This window comes from Novosphingobium aquiterrae, assembly GCF_042434435.1.
Taxonomy (GTDB): domain Bacteria; phylum Pseudomonadota; class Alphaproteobacteria; order Sphingomonadales; family Sphingomonadaceae; genus Novosphingobium; species Novosphingobium aquiterrae.
In genome coordinates this window covers 164,138-180,168 of record NZ_JBHLTL010000001.1, presented here as the reverse complement: position 1 = coordinate 180,168, position 16,031 = coordinate 164,138, and the positions used below count along the sequence as shown (strand labels likewise).

Annotated in this window: 18 protein-coding genes and 1 tRNA gene; 11 read left to right on the top strand and 8 right to left on the bottom strand. The window is 66.1% G+C overall.

Features of this window, described 5'->3' with window-relative positions:
* Positions 1-27 precede the first annotated feature (27 nt).
* Positions 28-102 (bottom strand) — tRNA-Gln (locus tag ACFFF7_RS00960).
* Between the two features lie 50 nt (positions 103-152).
* The gene (gene yghU / locus ACFFF7_RS00955) at positions 153-995 is read right to left on the bottom strand and encodes a glutathione-dependent disulfide-bond oxidoreductase (RefSeq protein WP_379479494.1); all 843 of its coding nucleotides are present in this window, start codon (positions 993-995) and stop codon (positions 153-155) included.
* A 109-nt stretch (positions 996-1,104) separates the two neighbouring features.
* Between yghU and ACFFF7_RS00950 the strand changes: the two genes are divergently transcribed.
* Positions 1,105-2,136 carry a DNA topoisomerase IB gene (locus ACFFF7_RS00950; protein WP_379479493.1) on the top strand — a complete coding sequence of 344 codons (1,032 nt, stop codon included), beginning with the start codon at positions 1,105-1,107 and terminating at the stop codon, positions 2,134-2,136.
* Here ACFFF7_RS00950 and ACFFF7_RS00945 read toward each other — a convergent pair.
* Positions 2,133-3,230 carry a branched-chain amino acid aminotransferase gene (locus ACFFF7_RS00945; protein WP_379479492.1) on the bottom strand — a complete coding sequence of 366 codons (1,098 nt, stop codon included), beginning with the start codon at positions 3,228-3,230 and terminating at the stop codon, positions 2,133-2,135. The genes ACFFF7_RS00950 and ACFFF7_RS00945 overlap by 4 nt on opposite strands.
* Positions 3,231-3,734: 504 nt before the next feature.
* Complete coding sequence (locus ACFFF7_RS00940; RefSeq protein ID WP_379479491.1) at positions 3,735-4,280, bottom strand: hypothetical protein; 546 nt, start codon at positions 4,278-4,280, stop codon at positions 3,735-3,737.
* A 27-nt stretch (positions 4,281-4,307) separates the two neighbouring features.
* Here ACFFF7_RS00940 and ACFFF7_RS00935 point away from each other — a divergent pair, with 27 nt between their 5' ends.
* From ACFFF7_RS00935 to ACFFF7_RS00910, 6 genes are all read left to right on the top strand, one after another.
* Positions 4,308-5,051: a TlyA family RNA methyltransferase gene (locus tag ACFFF7_RS00935; RefSeq protein ID WP_379479490.1), complete on the top strand. Its 744-nt coding sequence runs from the start codon at positions 4,308-4,310 to the stop codon at positions 5,049-5,051.
* Positions 5,052-5,121: 70 nt separating this feature from the next.
* A complete protein-coding gene (locus ACFFF7_RS00930) occupies positions 5,122-5,673 on the top strand; it encodes a TspO/MBR family protein (RefSeq protein ID WP_379479489.1) in 552 nt (183 codons plus the stop codon).
* Between the two features lie 26 nt (positions 5,674-5,699).
* Positions 5,700-5,960, top strand: a complete 261-nt coding sequence (locus ACFFF7_RS00925) for an accessory factor UbiK family protein (protein ID WP_379479488.1) — start codon at positions 5,700-5,702, stop codon at positions 5,958-5,960.
* 50 nt (positions 5,961-6,010) lie between these two features.
* A complete protein-coding gene (gene recO / locus ACFFF7_RS00920; RefSeq protein WP_379479487.1) occupies positions 6,011-6,613 on the top strand; it encodes a DNA repair protein RecO in 603 nt (200 codons plus the stop codon).
* Between the two features lie 7 nt (positions 6,614-6,620).
* Entirely contained in the window at positions 6,621-7,667 is a 1,047-nt protein-coding gene (gene leuB, locus ACFFF7_RS00915; RefSeq protein ID WP_379479486.1) for a 3-isopropylmalate dehydrogenase, read from the top strand.
* A complete protein-coding gene (locus ACFFF7_RS00910) occupies positions 7,664-8,788 on the top strand; it encodes a glycosyltransferase (RefSeq protein WP_379479485.1) in 1,125 nt (374 codons plus the stop codon). Before leuB ends, ACFFF7_RS00910 begins: the two co-directional genes overlap by 4 nt.
* Position 8,789: 1 nt before the next feature.
* Here ACFFF7_RS00910 and ACFFF7_RS00905 read toward each other — a convergent pair whose 3' ends face one another.
* Positions 8,790-9,350: a hypothetical protein gene (locus tag ACFFF7_RS00905; protein WP_379479484.1), complete on the bottom strand. Its 561-nt coding sequence runs from the start codon at positions 9,348-9,350 to the stop codon at positions 8,790-8,792.
* Positions 9,351-9,449: 99 nt separating this feature from the next.
* Here ACFFF7_RS00905 and ACFFF7_RS00900 point away from each other — a divergent pair, with 99 nt between their 5' ends.
* Complete coding sequence (locus tag ACFFF7_RS00900) at positions 9,450-9,908, top strand: hypothetical protein (RefSeq protein WP_379479483.1); 459 nt, start codon at positions 9,450-9,452, stop codon at positions 9,906-9,908.
* Here ACFFF7_RS00900 and ACFFF7_RS00895 read toward each other — a convergent pair.
* From ACFFF7_RS00895 to ACFFF7_RS00885, 3 genes are read right to left on the bottom strand one after another with little or no spacing between them, the layout of a single operon-like run.
* Positions 9,905-10,993, bottom strand: coding sequence for an NADH:flavin oxidoreductase (locus ACFFF7_RS00895; RefSeq protein WP_379479482.1), 1,089 nt, complete (start codon positions 10,991-10,993; stop codon positions 9,905-9,907). The genes ACFFF7_RS00900 and ACFFF7_RS00895 overlap by 4 nt on opposite strands.
* 45 nt (positions 10,994-11,038) lie before the next feature.
* On the bottom strand, positions 11,039-12,316 hold the full coding sequence (locus ACFFF7_RS00890; RefSeq protein ID WP_379479481.1) for a phospholipid carrier-dependent glycosyltransferase: 1,278 nt from the start codon (positions 12,314-12,316) through the stop codon (positions 11,039-11,041).
* A 52-nt stretch (positions 12,317-12,368) separates the two neighbouring features.
* Positions 12,369-12,761 (bottom strand): hypothetical protein, encoded by a 393-nt coding sequence (locus ACFFF7_RS00885; protein WP_379479480.1) that lies wholly within the window; start codon positions 12,759-12,761, stop codon positions 12,369-12,371.
* 88 nt (positions 12,762-12,849) lie between these two features.
* Between ACFFF7_RS00885 and ACFFF7_RS00880 the strand changes: the two genes are divergently transcribed.
* From ACFFF7_RS00880 to ACFFF7_RS00870, 3 genes are read left to right on the top strand one after another with little or no spacing between them, the layout of a single operon-like run.
* On the top strand, positions 12,850-13,380 hold the full coding sequence (locus tag ACFFF7_RS00880) for a TetR/AcrR family transcriptional regulator (protein ID WP_379480441.1): 531 nt from the start codon (positions 12,850-12,852) through the stop codon (positions 13,378-13,380).
* A gap of 42 nt (positions 13,381-13,422) precedes the next feature.
* Complete coding sequence (locus ACFFF7_RS00875) at positions 13,423-14,628, top strand: trans-sulfuration enzyme family protein (protein WP_379479479.1); 1,206 nt, start codon at positions 13,423-13,425, stop codon at positions 14,626-14,628.
* A gap of 43 nt (positions 14,629-14,671) precedes the next feature.
* Positions 14,672-16,030 (top strand): PAS domain-containing HWE histidine kinase family protein, encoded by a 1,359-nt coding sequence (locus tag ACFFF7_RS00870; protein WP_379479478.1) that lies wholly within the window; start codon positions 14,672-14,674, stop codon positions 16,028-16,030.
* Position 16,031: the final 1 nt, after the last annotated feature.

Below are 16,031 nucleotides of genomic sequence, written 5' to 3'. Positions count from 1 at the left end.
CGCAGGTTCAAGGCATATGCTGCGTGCTGGCTGGGGCGGCAGGATTCGAACCTGCGAATGCCGGTACCAAAAACCGGTGCCTTACCACTTGGCGACGCCCCATCAGGAGCGCGGCCTATAGTGAGGCCGCGCGCCGATGAAAAGGGGGTGTGTTACTCGGCCGGCAGCGCGTCGAAATCGGCCGCGCTGTGGCGCTCGATCAGCCCGGTCAGCAGGTTGACCTTCTGCCCGCGCTTGACCGCCGGGCGCGCGCTGATCTCTTCGACCCAGCGCCCGACATGGGTATATTCGTGCATCGACAGGAACGTGCCGGCGTCGTTGTAGGCCAGTCCGCGATAGAGCAGGCCGAACCACGCATAGGTCGCCATGTCGGCGATGGTATAGTCGTCGCCAGCCAGAAAACGGCTTTCGCCCAGGCGGTTGTTGGCGACATCGAACAATCGCTTGGTTTCCATGGCATAGCGGTCGATCGCATATTCGATCTTGATCGGCGCATAGGCATAGAAATGGCCGAACCCGCCGCCGATGAACGGCGCGCTGCCCATCTGCCACATCAGCCAGCTGAGCGTTTCGGCCCGGCCCTTGGCATCGGTGGGGATGAAGGCGCCGAACTTCTCGGCCAGGTGCAGCAGCATCGCCCCGCTTTCGAACAGGCGGATCGGTTCCGGGCCGCTGCGGTCGAGCAGCGCCGGGATCTTCGAATTGGGATTGATCGCGACAAAGCCCGATCCGAACTGGTCGCCGTCGCGGATGTTGATCAGCCAGGCATCGTATTCGGCGCCGCTGTGGCCGGCCTCGAGCAGTTCCTCGAACAGGATCGTCACTTTCTGGCCGTTGGGCGTGCCCAGCGAATAGAGCTGGAAGGGATGGTCGCCCACCGGCAACACCTTTTCGTGCTGCGCCCCGGCGGTCGGGCGGTTGATGCTGGCGAACTGCCCGCCGTTTTCCTTGTTCCAGGTCCAGACCTTGGGCGGGGTATATTCGGCATCGGACATGGGCATCTCCTGGCTGGGTAGCGGCTTGCAACCTGTCCTGTGTGGCGACGGCGGGGGCGATGCGCAAGAGCGGCGGGAACGCCGCGCGGCCACCGGTGTTGATCTGGGCATGAGCAAACCCCGATCGATCCGCGCCGGCACGACCCGGCTGATTTTTGTCGATGACAGCCTGCCGGGGATCACTCGCCGCAAGGCTGGACGCGGCTGGGCCTATTTCGATCCGCATGGCCAGCGTATCACCCGGCGCGACGAGATCGAACGGCTGAACCGCATTGCCTTGCCGCCGGCCTACCGCGATGCCTGGTTCTGTCCGGCCGACAACGGCCATATCCTGGCGATCGGCTACGACGACAAGGGGCGCAAGCAGTATCGTTATCACCCTGATTTTCGCAATCACAAGGAGGGCGAGAAATTCGACGGCTGCGCCGCTTTCGGGCGCCTGCTGCCGCTAATCCGCCAGCGGGTCGAGGCCGATCTTGCCGCGCCGCAGCTGACCCGCGAACGGGCGATCGCCTCAATCGTCCGCCTGCTCGACACCGGCGGGATCCGCATCGGCAACGAGGCCTACGCGCAGGCGAACAAGAGCTTCGGCGCGACCACGCTGCGGATGCGCCATGCCCGGGCCAGCGGCAATGTCCTGACTCTTCGCTTCCGCGCCAAGAGCGGCAAGGACTGCCAGATGACCGTTACCGACAAGGGCCTGGCCCGCTTCGTGCGCAAGATGCAGGACCTTCCCGGCCAGCACCTGTTCCAGTACCTGGACGATGACGGTGTGCCCAGCCCCGTCGGTTCGGCCGATGTGAACGAATATCTGCGTGAAACCGCGGGCGCTGACATTACTGCCAAGAACTTCCGCACCTGGCATGCCTCTGCGCTGGGACTGGAGATTCTGGCCGAAGCGGAGGGCAAGGTGCCGATCAAGGCGCTGCTGGAGCATGTCAGCGCGCGGCTTGGCAACACTCCGGCGGTGGCACGCCGGTCCTATATCCACCCTGCAGTTATCGCCCTGACCGAGCGGCAGGAGGCGTTTCGCGCGAATCTTGAGCTGCCGCGCAAGACCCGCTGGCTGTCGCGCCACGAACGCGCGCTGATCGACCTGCTGGACGAAGCCCCCGCAGCGGCGAAGCTGCTGGTCGCCTAGAGCCTTACCACCCAGCCGTGCGGATCGGGTGCCTCGCCGCGCTGGATCGCCACCAGCCGTGCCTTGAGCTTGCCGGTCAGCTGGCCGGGACCGCCCGAGCCAATGATGAATTCGCCGTTGCGGTCTGCCACCTTGCCAACCGGGGTGACCACCGCCGCAGTGCCGCAAGCAAAGGCTTCGACCAGCTTGCCGCTGGCGGCGTCATCGCGCCAGGCATCGAGGCTGTAGGGTTCCTCGCTCACCGCCAGGCCTTCCTCGCGGGCCAGCGCGAGCAGGCTGTCGCGGGTGATCCCGGGCAGAATCGTGCCGTTCAGCGGCGGGGTGATCAGCCGGCCGTCGTCAAAGGCGAAGAACAGGTTCATCCCCCCCAGCTCCTCGATCCACTTGTGCTCGGCGGCGTCGAGGAACAGCACCTGGTCGTGGCCGCGCTCGAAGGCTTCGGCGGTCGGCACCAGGCTGGCGGCATAGTTGCCGCCGCACTTGGCTGCGCCGGTGCCGCCGGGGGCGGCGCGGGTATAGTCCGAAACCCAGATCGACACCGCCGGGGCGCCCGACTTGAAGTAATTGCCCGCCGGGCTGGCGATGACGATGAACTTGTAGCTCTTGGCCGGGCGCACCCCGAGGAAAGCCTCGGTCGCGATCATGAACGGGCGCAGGTAGAGCGATCCGCCCTCGACTGTCGGAAACCAGTCGGCATCGGCGCGGACCAGTTCCTTGATCGCATCGACGAACATGGCTTCGGGCAGGGCGGGCATGGCCAGCCGCTCGGCCGAGGCATTGAAGCGCGCGGCATTGGCCTGCGGCCGGAACAGCGCCATCGAGCCATCGCCGAGGCGATAGGCCTTGAGTCCTTCGAAGATTTCCTGGGCATAGTGCAGCACCGCCGCCGCGGGATCGAGGCTGAGTGGGCCGCGCGGGCCAATCGCGGGGTTATGCCAGCCTTTGCCCTCTTCCCAGTCGATCGTCACCATATGGTCCGAAAACGCTTTGCCGAAGCCCGGATCGGCCAGCACCGCCGCGCGTACCTCTGCCGCTGTCGGGGCAGGGTGGGGCATGCGGGTGAACTGGGTAGCCGGATCGGCGAGCGTCGCCATGGGTCGAAAGTCCTTGCTGGGATGAAGTAGGCGCGGGACGCCTTGAATGAAAATTGCGCTCGATGCAAGTCTGACGTAATTATCGACAAGACGTGGAATTGCCGACCGGGATAGCCCGGCGCGGCGCAATTTTCAAACGGCACAAATGAGAAGGGCTGCCCCGGTCAATCCGGAAGCAGCCCTTCGCATGGTCAGCGGCCGGAAAGTGCCGCCCACGAAGCCTCTATCGCCGGGTTCAACCGCAGCGATAATGCTCCATGTTGCGGATTACCGACCCCTCTGCTGAACCATGAGACATCGGTCACCTCCTTTCGCGCTGTTGAAGCCAAGTTCGCAAGTCCTTGCGGACCTGCTGGGACGGTCTGGATTTCCGCGCCGTCCTTGTGCCTAGATGTGAATCATTCCGCGCTGCACAACAAGTCTTGCAGTTATTTTTTTTGGCGTCAGAATCCGTCACTTCGCGCCGCTGCAATTTCGTTATCCACAGCGCTGCGGCGAACCCTCTCAGCGGCAGTCTTCGATCACCCGGCTCAGCTCGGGCCAGCTCGGCAGGTAGAGCGTTGCCGCGCCCGCGGTTTCCAGCGCAAAGCGCCCGCGCGAAAAGGCCATGGCGTCAAGCAGCGGATCGCGCGTGGGCAGGGCGGCAACGACCCATCCTGCCGGGCTGCGCGCCGGATCACTGAGCACCGGGCGCGAACCGCTGGACGTGGTGACCTGCATCGGTACGGCGCCGAGACCTTCGCCTTGCCGCGCGAGAAGCACCATGCCCGCCGTCTTGTCGCAAGTCAGGCTGGCGATCGCCGGGCCGCCGGCCACGGCAAAGCTGGCGGTTGAGCGGCCCGCGCTGAGGTTCCACTGCCAGGTTCCCGGGGTCTGCGCCGCATCGCGCCAGTCGGCCGGCGGTTTGGGCAAGGGGCGCGGCGGGGCCGGCTTCGGCGCGGGCGGCGGCGGGGCCGGCGGCGGCGCCTTGGGCGCAACGCAGCCGGCCAGTGCGGCGGTCACGGCGATGACGGTAAACAGGACGCGCGGATTTGAACGAATTGCCTTCACCCGGCTTCTATGGAAGGAGCCGGGCCGATGAGCAAGCCGCCCAAAATGCGCGTCGATCAGCTGCTGACCGAACGCGGCCTGGCCGAAAGCCGGACCCGCGCCCAGGCGCTGGTGCTGGCGGGCACGGTGTTTTCGGGCGAAACCAAGATTGCCAAGCCTGGCCAGCAGGTCGCTGCCGACGCCCCGATGGAGGTGCGCGGGCGCGACCATCCGTGGGTTTCGCGCGGCGGGATCAAGCTGGCCCACGCGCTGGACGCATTCGATCTCGATCCGGCGGGGGCAACCGCGATGGATATCGGCAGCTCGACCGGCGGCTTCACCGACGTCTTGTTGAGCAAGGGCGCGGCGCGGGTGTTTGCGGTCGATTCGGGGACCAACCAGCTCGCCTGGAAGCTGCGCCAGGACCCGCGCGTAACTGTGCTGGAACAGACCAGCGCGCGGATCCTGACCGCGCAGCAGATCGACGCGCCGTGCAGCTGGGTGGTTTGCGACGCCAGTTTCATTTCCCTGGCCAAGGTACTGGAAGTGCCGCTGAAACTGGCGGCAACGCCGTGCCAGCTGGTCGCCCTGATCAAACCCCAGTTCGAGGTTGGCCGCAGCGAAGTGGGCAAGGGCGGGGTGGTCCGCGATCCCGCGCTGCACCAGCGCGTCTGCGACGAGGTGCGGGCCTGGATCGAGGGGCTGGGCTGGCAGGTCCAGGGTATCGTCGAAAGCCCGATCAAGGGGCCGGAAGGCAACGTCGAATTCCTGATCGCTGCGCGGCGGGCATAGCGCGGTTGCGCGCTGCGCCGCGCCTCGCCAATATCCGGGAGAATCGCATCCGCGAATCGAGGATCTGCCGATGACCGAGCTTGCTTCGCCCGCGCAATTGCGCGCTGCTTTCCTGCGCTGGGCGCTGGTCCTGGTGCCGGGTATCCTGATGTTGGGCTTCCTGTCGGGCATGGCGGCCAGCAGCGGCCCGGACAATCCGTGGTTTTCCGCGCTGACCAAGCCTTCGCTGTTCCCGCCGCCGGCGACCTTCGGGATCGTCTGGTCGATCCTCTATGTGCTGATGGGCTTTGCCCTGGCCATGGTTGTTGCCGCGCGCGGCGCAGCGGGACGCGGCATCGCGATTGCCGCCTTCGTCGTCCAGTTGCTGCTCAACCTGGCCTGGTCGCCGCTGTTCTTCGGGCTGCATCGGATCAGCGGGGCGCTGTACCTGCTGCTGGCGATCGACGTGGCCGTGCTGGTCACGGTTGCGCTGTTCCGCAAGGTCCGCCCGCGCGCCGCAGCGCTGCTGCTGCCGTACCTCGCCTGGGTGCTGTTCGCGACCGTGCTCAACTGGCAGTTCCTGCAGGCCAATCCCGAGGCCGACGGGGCGAGCGGCCCGGCGGTCAGCATCGACTTGCAATAAGCACGCGCAGCGACCATTTAGCGCCCATGCAGAGTGAAAACCCCCTGTTCGCCGACATCGCCAAGCTGCTCAACAGCGCCGCCGGAACCGTGGCCGGAATGGGCCGCGAAGCGCGCGATTCCGCGCGTGAGCGGATGAAGGAAGCGATGGGCGGGCTCGATTTCGTCAGCCGCGACGAATTCGACGCGGTCAAGGACATGGCCGCCAAGGCCCGCGAGGACAGCGAGGCGCTGAAGGCCCGCGTCGCCGCGCTCGAGGCCGCGCTCAAGGCCAAGACCAAGGGCTGAGCGCCGACGCGGCGGTTGCACGCCGCGCGGCAAGTCGCCACAGCGCAGCGATGGACCTGCGCGAACCCGCCATTGTCTGCGCGACCCGCCACCACGGCGAAACCGCGGTAATCGTCCGCCTGCTGACCGCGCGGCACGGCATGGTCGCGGCCTATGTCGCGGGCGGGCGCGGCCGGGTGCTACGCCCCGTGTTGGTGCCGGGCAATCTGGTCGAGGCCGAGGTCCGCTCACGCTCGGATGCGCAGCTGCCATTCGGGCGGATCGAACTGCTCGAAAGCCGCGGGCCGTGGCTGACCGAGCCCCTGGCCGCCGCCGCGATCAACTGGGTCACCGCACTGACCGCAGCGGCGCTGCCCGAACGTCAGGCCTATCCCTCGCTGTTTGCGGCCCTGTCAGGGCTGCTCGATGCGGTGTGCCATGCGCCCTCGGCGCGGGGGTGGATGCCGGGGTTGATCGCGTACGAAACGCTGCTGCTGCGCGAACTAGGCTATGGCGGGCTGTCGCCGCCCGAACTGGACGGCGACTGGGCGGCGATGTTGACCCTGTTCGACCGGCTGGGCCAGCAGATCGCGCGCTATCTGCTTGCCGATCGCCGCGCAGATGTTATGGGCGCGCGCGCCCTGCTGCGCGAGCGGCTGGGCCGGATGGGATAGAGCAGAGATGAAGATTGCGGTTCTGGCCGGCGACGGCATCGGCCCCGAAGTGACCCGCGAGGCGGTGCGCGTGCTTGAGGCGCTGCGCTTGCCCGGCATGGTCCTGTTCGAAGGCGATGTCGGCGGCGCGGCCTACAAGCGCCACGGCCACCCGCTGCCTGCCGAGACGCTGGAGCTGGTGCGTACCTGCGATGCGATCCTGTTCGGTGCCGTCGGCGATCCCGATTGCGATAATCTGGAGCGGCACCTGCGCCCCGAACAAGCGATCCTGGGCCTGCGCAAGGAGATGGGGCTGTTTGCCAACCTGCGTCCAGCCAAACTTTTCAAGGGATTGGAGGACGCATCTGCGCTCCGGCCCGAAGTTGCCAGCGCGATCGACCTGCTGATCGTGCGCGAACTCAACGGCGATGTCTATTTCGGCGAGAAAGGCATGCGCACACTGCCCGATGGCCGCCGCCAGGGCTGGGACATGATGGCCTATGCCGAGGACGAAGTGCGCCGCATCGCCCATGTCGGCTTTAAGGCGGCAATGGGCCGGGCGCGCCGGCTGTGCTCGGTCGACAAGGCCAATGTCCTGGAAACCAGCCAGCTGTGGCGCGACGTGGTGATCGAGGTGGCGCGCGAATACCCCGAGGTCGAACTGAGCCACATGTACGTCGACAACGCGGCGATGCAGCTGGTCCGCAATCCCGGCCAGTTCGATGTCGTCGTCACCGGCAACCTGTTCGGCGATATTCTTTCGGATCAAGCCTCTATGTGCGTCGGTTCGATCGGTTTGCTCGCTTCCGCAAGCCTCAGCCAAGGCACGCTGGGGCTGTACGAGCCGATCCACGGTTCGGCCCCCGACATCGCCGGTCAGGGCAAGGCCAATCCGCTGGCCACGATCCTCTCCGCCGCCATGCTGCTGCGCCATTCTTTACACCTTGACGCGGAAGCCTCCCGGATTGAGGCAGCGGTGGCCAAGGCGCTTGCCGACGGCGTACGCGGCGGCGATCTGGGCGGAACCATGGGCACTGCCGCGATCGGCGATGCCGTGCTGGAGCGACTGACATGACCCTGCGCCTTGGCGTTGTCCTGCCCACCTACAACGAGCGCGGCAACCTGCGCACCATGGTCGAACGGCTCGACGCGGCGCTGGGCGGGATCGGCTGGGAAGTCATCGTGGTCGATGACAACAGCCCCGACGGCACCGCCGATGAAGCGCGCGCGCTGGCCCAGGAAGACGCCCGCGTGCGGGTGATCCAGCGGATCGGGCGGCGCGGGCTGTCCTCGGCCGCGATCGAGGGGATGTGCGCCACCGCTGCGCCGGTGGTCGCCGTCATGGACGCCGATCACCAGCACGATCCCGCCCTGCTGCCGCAGATGCTCGCCGCGATCGAAAGCGGGGACTACGATCTGTCCTATGCCAGTCGTTTCGCCGAAGGCGCCAGCACCGAGGCCTGGGGCCGGCCCGACCGGGTCAAGGCCAGCAATCTGGCCAACCGGATCGCCAACAAGGTCACCGGGGTCGAACTGACCGACCCGATGAGCGGTTTCTTCATGCTGCCGACCATGATCCTGCGCGCCGATGCCCACCGGCTGTCGGGCGTGGGCTTCAAGATCCTGCTCGACATTCTCGCCACGGTCGACGCGCCGCTGCGGGTCAAGGAGTTTCCCTTGAACTTCGCCGCCCGCGCCGAGGGCGAGAGCAAGCTCGACCGCACGGTGATCTTCGAGTTCCTCGTCGGGCTCTACGACAAGTGGCTTGGCCGCTGGATCCCGACCCGCTTCGCCCTGTTCGGAACGATCGGCGCGATGGGTGTGGTCGTCCACATGGCAGTGCTGGCGCTGGTGCTCAACCTGTTCGGGGCGCGCTTCCTGGTGAACCACTATCCCAAGGAGGTGGCGTTCATTGTTGGCCAGACTGCCGCGGCAATGGTGGCGATGACCTTCAATTTCGTGCTCAACAACGAACTGACCTATTCCGACAAGCGGCTGCGCGGGTTCGGTCCGCTGCTGACCGGCTGGGCGCGCTTTGCCCTGACCTGCGCCTTCGGTCTGCTGACCAACATCGGCGTCGCCACCGCGCTGGTCCGCCTGGGCTTCCACGACTATCCGGCCGCGCTGGTCGGGATCGTGCTGGGTTCGGTGTGGAACTTCGCGCTGTCGAGCAAATTCGTCTGGGGCAAGTACTAGGCTAGACCGCCGCCGGCGTTGAACCGTCGGCCAGCGCCTTGAGCAAGGCCTCGATTGCCCAGCCCGATGCGGCGGCCATACCGTTTGCCTCCAGCCCCCACTGGTCGCGCATTTCGCGCCAGGCGAGGCCGCTTGAGAGCAGTTGCAGCACGGCCAGGGCCTGGGTCCGTTGCGGCTCGGCCAGGTCGCCCAGCGAATCGGCGTAGAGGGTGCGGAAATAAGCGACCCGCTCGGCGCTCTGCTGGTTGCGGATCGCGCGGCCTTCGGCACTGGCCATTGCCGCAGTCATGGTCGCGGCATTGCCGTCGAAGGTGGCGAAGGTTTCGGCCAATCCGCCGCCCAGCAGCCAGTCCAGATCGCCGCGCATCACCCCGACCGGGGACAGCAGCGTCCAGACTTCGCGGCGCAGCGCGTCCTGATCGGGATAGCGGCGGTAGACCGTGCGGCGCGAGGTTTGTGCCTCATGCGCAACGCGGTCATGGGTCAGCGGCAGACCCTTGGCGGTGATCGCCAGCAAGGCATCGCGGATGCGGCTGTCGACCGGAGTTTTTTCAGTGACCATCGCGGCACTTGCTAGAGCGCGGCACAAAATGTGTCAAATTCTTGTTGACACATTTTGTGCCAAAGTTCATTGAGAGCCCAGCAAACGGAGACTCGAACCATGATCTTTCACCTCTCGATCGATTGCCGCGAACCGCGCCGGGTCGCGGGTGTGATCGCGGAACTGTTCGGCAGCAACATCGTCGTGCCGTTCCCGCCGGTCGGCAATGGCGCCAGCTTCATGGCCCTGGCCGGGGACGCGCGGAACAGCGGGGTTGAGGTCTATCCGCGCGGCATGGGGCTGCAGCTGGTCGACGGCGTCGATGAAGCGGTGGGCGTGGCCGGCGAGGGCGCCCCCAGCGCCACGCACTTCGCCATGGCTACGCCGCTTGACGAGGCTCAGGTGCTGGCGATCGGCGCGCGCGAGGGCTGGACGGCGCGGGTCTGCAACCGCGGCGGCCAGTTCGACGTCATCGAGTTCTGGATCGAGAACGACCGGATGGTCGAAGTGCTGACCGCGCCGATGCAGGCCCAGTACCTGCGGCTGGGCAGCGTCGAACAGGGCCTGGCGGCGGTCTAGGCCTCGACCGGCGCTTCGACGAAGCCTGCCCAGGTCGCCATGTAGCTGATAAAGCCCTCGCCCAGGCCTTCTGCCTTGAGATGGGCGCGGCTGACCGGGGTGGCGATGCATTCGAACGCGGGATCGGCCAGGCAGCGCGCGGCGAAATCGTGATGCAGGATCGCGGCGCGGCCGGGCAGGACGAAGTCGGCACCGGCATCGAGGCAGGCCTGGACCTTGGCCGCCGACTTGATCTTGCCGGCCACGCCAAGGCGGGTCGTGCCGCGTTCCAGCGCGGTGAAATGCTCAATCAGCGGGCGGCCCTTGTGCGCTTCCTCTTCTGGTTCCTTGAAGCAGTCCCACAGTGACATGTCGAGATAGTCGATCTTGCCTTCGGTCATGACTTGCTGGGCAAATGCCTTGGCTTCGTCGAGCTTGATATCGAAGCGCTCGGGCGACAGGCGCAGACCGACCTGGAAGTCGGCCCTGGTTACGGCGCGGACCCCGTCGATGATTTCCAGGATGAGGCGGCAACGGTTTTCGAAGTTGCTGCCATAGCGGTCATCGCGCAGGTTGTGCGTGCCGTCGAGGAACTGTGCGAGGATGTAACCGTGGGCACCGTGGATCTCGACCCCGTCGAACCCGGCCTTCTCGGCGCGCACCGCAGCCTTGATGAAATCGTCGCGCAGCACCTCGACTTCGTCCGTGGTCAAGGCGCGGGCCCCGGTGTCGGCGTCGTCGAAGGCGCTTTGCGGGGCTTCGCCGATCATCTCGGCAGGGGAGCGCATCCCGGCGTGATGGAGCTGGACCGAACTGACCGCGCCGCCCGCACGAAGCTGGTCGGCCAGCCGCGTCAGGCCGGGTAGATGATCGTCCGAATAGATGCCCAGCTGGCCGGGAAAGCCCAGACCCTTGAACTGGACGCTGGCCGCGGCGGTCATCACCGTGGCGAAACCGCCTTCCGCGCGCTTGCTCAGCCAGCGGATTTCGTCGTCCGACAGGGTGCCGTCGGGATGGCTCTGCAGGTTGGTCAGCGGGGCCAGCATGAAGCGGTTGGCCATGGCAGGGCCGCGGACGAAATCGAGCGGCTGGGCAAAACTGGTCATAAAGGCGAATCTCCCTGTTCGCCGCCTTATGCTTTAACCGATCGATTAACGCCAGCTATGCAGCCACATCCAGAACTGGAAACTGGGGCGCCCACAGCACAGCGGCCAGGCCGAGATGATCGGAAAGAACCACGCGAACATTCCCGCGCTGAGCGCAAGCGCCGCCGGGGCGAGCCAACGCCAGCGGTCGCGCCGCTGCCACAGATCGTCCAGCGCCAGGGCCAGGCAGGCCATCAGGAAGGTGCCGGGCAGCAGATAATGGTAATAGAACTGGATCGGCTTGCCCGACAGCGCCCAGAACAGCAGCGTGACCAGATAGAGCACGGCAAAGGTCAGCGCATCGCGCCGATGCCGCCAGATGCCCGCCCACAGCGCCCAGAGCAGCGCAGGCAGGCCCGCCAGCATGGTGAAAGGATTGCCGATCAGCACGATCCCGCGCTGCGCCCCGTCGATCGGCTGGTAGAGATACCACACCGCGCGCCAGTCGATCACCCACTGGTACCACTTGCTGCGATAGGGATGGAGCTTGACCACGCTGTCCTGCAGCCGCAGCATTTCCCTGTGCCAGCCGATCGGATCCCACGGATTGACCGGATTGGGGGTCCAGTGGAACGCCGGCCAGAAGGTCAGCCAATAGACCGCGGCGGGCAGCAGGCCGAGCCACAGCCCGGCCTCCACCAGGCTTATCCCTGGCACCGGCGCACCCCTGGTGGCGGTCAGCAGGCGCGGCCCGTGGCGCAGGCGCAGCACCAGGAAGACCAGCCCCGGCAGCACCAGTGCCGGGGCGAACGACCACTTCGCCCCCATCGCCAGCCCGGTGAACAGCCCGCTCAAGCCCAGCCGCCAGCGCCCCTGCTGGGGCAGACGCACCGCGGCGGCGAATTGCCACAGCGCGATCATCCCGAACGCGGCCATGATCATGTCGAGCATCGCGATCCGGCTCTGGATGAACCATGCAAAATCGGTCGCCACCAGGAACAGCGCCATCACCGTAGTGCGGGCATTGCCGCTGATGAACCAGACCAGCCGCGAAAAGGCATAGAGCCCCACGCCGCCGCAAATGACCGAGGGGATGCGCCAGTGCAGGGGGGTATCGCCAAGCAGGCGGATCGCGGCGGCGATGATTGTCTTGCCCAGCATCGGATGCTCGGCATTGACGCGCAGCCCCTGCAGCATCTTGCGCGCCGCATTGACGTAGTGAACCTCGTCGAAATAGATCTTCGAGGGGATCTGCAGCCGCCACCACGCCAGCGCGAGGAAGGCCACGGCCAGCACGGCGCACCAGTCCCAGGGATCCTTGTCTGAGGTAAAGCGCGCGCCCATCGCCGCCCCGTTATCGGGCGGCGTGCGTCAAGGCAACGGGGTTGCGGTGCGGTCAGGCTTGGGTCGGCGCATTCCTTTCCAGCCAGAACAGCCGGGTCAGCAACGCGAGGAGGCCGATGCTGCCGCCCAGCAGAACCAGCAGCAGCCACGGCGCCAGCGCCATGCCAGCGCAGCGGGCCCGCGGAGCAGCAAGAAACACCGCGCAGCTCAGCGACAAGGCCAGGTCGAACCACACCTGGACGCCCCAGAAATTGACGACATGGATGGGGTAGAAGCCGGTCGGACCTTCGCGCAGGATCGGGATCATCGAATAGCCGGCAAAGGCCGCTCCGATCAGCCCGGCGATGCGCCAGTCGCCGTTGCCGGTGCGCCGGGCGGCGACGAGGCCGATGAAGCCGACGGCGACAACGAGCCCGGCGGTAAACAGCATTTCGAACGTGGTCATGCTAAGCTCTCCTGCGTCGAACGAATCACTTGTAGCGTGTGCTACATAGTCCAAATATGTAGCACACGCTACAAGAGAGTGCGTGACCATGGTACAGGCGAAAGAGACGATGGTTCAGGCGATGGTCGGACATGTGCTGCAGCACGGCGTGGCCGATGCCAGTCTACGTCCGCTGGCCCGCGCGGCAGGCACCAGCGACCGCATGCTGATCTATCATTTCGGCAGCAAGCAGGCCTTGATTGCCGAGATCCTGACAGCGCTTGGCAAGCTGTACGGGGAAACGCTGGACGCGCAGATCACCGCGCGCGCCGCCACCCGCCAGGCCTGCCTTGACCAGCTCGCCGCGCTCTCGCGGTCGGCGCAGATGCGCCCCGCAATGCGGGTGTGGATGCAGATTCTGGCTGCAGCTGCTGCGGGAGAGGCCGCCTATCGGTCGGTCGGAGATACGATCATCGGGCAATTGCTCGACTGGATCGCGGCGCATCTGCCGGTCGGCGATCCCGACCCGGCGGGCGCGGCGCAGACCATCCTGGTCATGATCGAAGGCGCAATCGTGCTCGATCTAGCCGGGCGTAGCGACGTAGCCGACGCGGCGCTGGCTCGGGCCTTTGCGCGGTGAGCATGCTTGCTCCGCGCCGCGCGGCTGCGTAAGGCGCGGGCTATGAAACGTTCCACCGGAAGAGACCGCTCGATCACCCGCACCTGGCGTCCCGCCACCCAGGCCGTGCGCGCCGGCACCTGGCGCAGCGAGCAGGGCGAAACCAGCGAGGCGCTGTTTCTCACTTCGGGCTATTCGTTCGACGATGCCGAAACCGTCGCTGCGCGCTTTGCTGGCGAGGCCGAGGGCATGACCTATTCGCGCCTGCAGAACCCGACGGTGGCGATGCTGGAAGAGCGTATCGCGTTGATGGACGGAGCCGAGGCGTGCCGCACCCAGGCCACCGGCATGGCGGCGATGACCGCGGCGCTGCTTTGCCAGCTTAGCGTCGGGGACCATGTCGTCGCGGCGCGCGCCGCTTTCGGATCGTGCCGCTGGCTGGTTGACAGCCTGCTGCCGCGCTTCGGGATCGAGACGACAACCATCGACGCCCGCGACAACCAGCAGTGGCAGGATGCGATCCGCCCCAATACCAAGGTGTTCTTCTTTGAAACGCCGGCCAACCCGACGATGGACATCGTAGACCTGGCTTTTGTCTGCGGCCTGGCCAGGCAGCACGGGATCACCACCGTGGTCGACAACGCGTTCTGCACGGCGGCGCTGCAGCGCCCGCTTGACCATGGCGCCGACGTGGTGGCCTATTCGGCGACCAAGCTGATGGACGGGCAGGGCCGGGTGCTGGCCGGCGCGGTTGTCGGATCGGCCGAATTCATCAACAACGTGCTGCTGCCATTCCAGCGCAACACCGGGCCCAACCTCTCACCCTTCAACGCCTGGGTAGTGCTCAAGGGGCTCGAGACGCTCGACCTGCGGGTCAAGCGGCAGAGCGAGAATGCCCTGGCGGTCGGGCGTTTTCTGGAAGGGCGAGTGCCGCGCATCCTTCATCCCGGGCTTCCCAGCCATCCCCAGCACAACCTGGCCAAGCAGCAGATGGACGCCTGCGGATCGATCTTCAGCTTCGAGGTGGAGGATCGCAAGCAGGCGTTCCTGCTGCTCAACGCCCTGAACCTGATCGATATTTCCAACAACATCGGGGATTCGCGCTCGCTGCTGTGCCACAACGCCTCGACCACGCACTATTCGGTCAGCGCCGAGGCGCGCGCCGAAATGGGGGTGAGCGAGGGGATGCTGCGGATCAATGTCGGGCTGGAAGATCCGCAGGACCTGATCGAGGATCTGGACCAGGCATTGCGCGCGGCTGGGCTATAGCCTTGCGTTTGGCTGCGGGCACCGCCATCTTCGGTCACGCATCATGAGTACCTCCATCGATCCTGCCCAGCTGTTCGAAGCGATCGTCAATTCATCCGACGCCGCGATCGTCTCGAAAGACCTGGAAAGCCGGGTCCTGTCATGGAACCCCGCGGCCGAGGCAATCTTCGGCTGGACCGCGGAAGAGATGATCGGCCAGTCGATTCGCCGCATCATTCCCGCCGACCGCCAGCAGGAAGAGGATCTGATACTCGACCGGATCAAGCAGGGGGAAAGCGCAACCCGCATGGAAACGGTGCGGCTGCGCAAGGACGGATCGGAAGTTCATGTCGCCGTGCTGGTCTCACCAGTCCGCGACAATCAGGGCCGGATCATCGGCGCCAGCAAGCTTGCCCGCGACCTTACCGGTGAAATTCGTACCAAGCAGGCGCTGAGCGAGTTGGAACAGCGTTTCAGCATGATGGCCGACAATATCGCCCAGCTGGCCTGGATCACCGATCCGCATGGCTGGGTCTATTGGTACAACCGGCGCTGGTTCGATTTCACCGGAGCAACAATCGAGGATGTGCAGGGCTGGGGGTGGAAGGAACTGGTGCACCCCGACCATCTCGAACGGGTGACCGAGGAGGTGCGCCACGCCCTCGATGCCACGACCGACTGGGAAGACACCTTCCCGCTGCGGCGGTTTGACGGGACCTATCGCTGGTTCCTGTGCCGCGCCGTGCCTGCGCGCGATGCAGATGGAAAGACGGTGTGCTGGTTCGGCACGGCGACCGACGTCACCGAGCAGCGCGATGCCGAACGGCGGATCGAACTGTTGCTGATGGAGGTCAACCATCGTTCCAAGAACCTGCTGACGGTGATCCAGTCGCTGGCGCGGCGCTCTGCGGCCGATTCGGACGATTTCATTCCGCGGCTTGAGCAGCGGATTGCCGGACTTGCCGCCAACCAGGATGTGCTGGTCCACCGCAACTGGTCGGACGTGCCGCTGCGCGAACTGATCGCGGCGCAGCTGCGCTTCCTGGAACGCGGCAACGACCAGGTGGTGATCGAGGGCGACGACGTCGTGGTCGTGCCGTCGGCTGCCGAAGCGGTCAGCATGGCACTGCACGAACTGGCGACGAATGCCGAAAAGTACGGCGCGCTGTCGGTGCCCGAGGGCCGGGTCACGATCAGCTGGGCCATCACCGGCAGCGGCGATGCGGCCGAATTTGCCCTGCATTGGCGCGAAAGCGGCGGACCGCTGGTCTCAGAGCCGGAAAACAAGGGCTTCGGCTCGCGGATCATCGAGGAAGTACCGCGGGGCAAGCTGCGCGCCACGATCGAAGTGGCCTATCCGCGCGACGGATATACCTTTGTGCTGCGCTGCCCGCCGCGTAACGTGCTGGCCGTGCCGGACTGAC

Bases quoted from the DNA above. Each gene is read 5' to 3' on its own strand.
- yghU (WP_379479494.1), bottom strand. From the start codon at position 995: ATGTCCGATGCCGAATATACCCCGCCCAAGGTCTGGACCTGGAACAAG.
- ACFFF7_RS00950 (WP_379479493.1), top strand. From the start codon at position 1,105: ATGAGCAAACCCCGATCGATCCGCGCCGGCACGACCCGGCTGATTTTT.
- ACFFF7_RS00945 (WP_379479492.1), bottom strand. From the start codon at position 3,230: ATGGCGACGCTCGCCGATCCGGCTACCCAGTTCACCCGCATGCCCCAC.
- ACFFF7_RS00935 (WP_379479490.1), top strand. From the start codon at position 4,308: ATGAGCAAGCCGCCCAAAATGCGCGTCGATCAGCTGCTGACCGAACGC.
- ACFFF7_RS00930 (WP_379479489.1), top strand. From the start codon at position 5,122: ATGACCGAGCTTGCTTCGCCCGCGCAATTGCGCGCTGCTTTCCTGCGC.
- ACFFF7_RS00925 (WP_379479488.1), top strand. From the start codon at position 5,700: ATGCAGAGTGAAAACCCCCTGTTCGCCGACATCGCCAAGCTGCTCAAC.
- recO (WP_379479487.1), top strand. From the start codon at position 6,011: ATGGACCTGCGCGAACCCGCCATTGTCTGCGCGACCCGCCACCACGGC.
- leuB (WP_379479486.1), top strand. From the start codon at position 6,621: ATGAAGATTGCGGTTCTGGCCGGCGACGGCATCGGCCCCGAAGTGACC.
- ACFFF7_RS00910 (WP_379479485.1), top strand. From the start codon at position 7,664: ATGACCCTGCGCCTTGGCGTTGTCCTGCCCACCTACAACGAGCGCGGC.
- ACFFF7_RS00905 (WP_379479484.1), bottom strand. From the start codon at position 9,350: ATGGTCACTGAAAAAACTCCGGTCGACAGCCGCATCCGCGATGCCTTG.
- ACFFF7_RS00900 (WP_379479483.1), top strand. From the start codon at position 9,450: ATGATCTTTCACCTCTCGATCGATTGCCGCGAACCGCGCCGGGTCGCG.
- ACFFF7_RS00895 (WP_379479482.1), bottom strand. From the start codon at position 10,993: ATGACCAGTTTTGCCCAGCCGCTCGATTTCGTCCGCGGCCCTGCCATG.
- ACFFF7_RS00890 (WP_379479481.1), bottom strand. From the start codon at position 12,316: ATGGGCGCGCGCTTTACCTCAGACAAGGATCCCTGGGACTGGTGCGCC.
- ACFFF7_RS00885 (WP_379479480.1), bottom strand. From the start codon at position 12,761: ATGACCACGTTCGAAATGCTGTTTACCGCCGGGCTCGTTGTCGCCGTC.
- ACFFF7_RS00880 (WP_379480441.1), top strand. From the start codon at position 12,850: ATGGTACAGGCGAAAGAGACGATGGTTCAGGCGATGGTCGGACATGTG.
- ACFFF7_RS00875 (WP_379479479.1), top strand. From the start codon at position 13,423: ATGAAACGTTCCACCGGAAGAGACCGCTCGATCACCCGCACCTGGCGT.
- ACFFF7_RS00870 (WP_379479478.1), top strand. From the start codon at position 14,672: ATGAGTACCTCCATCGATCCTGCCCAGCTGTTCGAAGCGATCGTCAAT.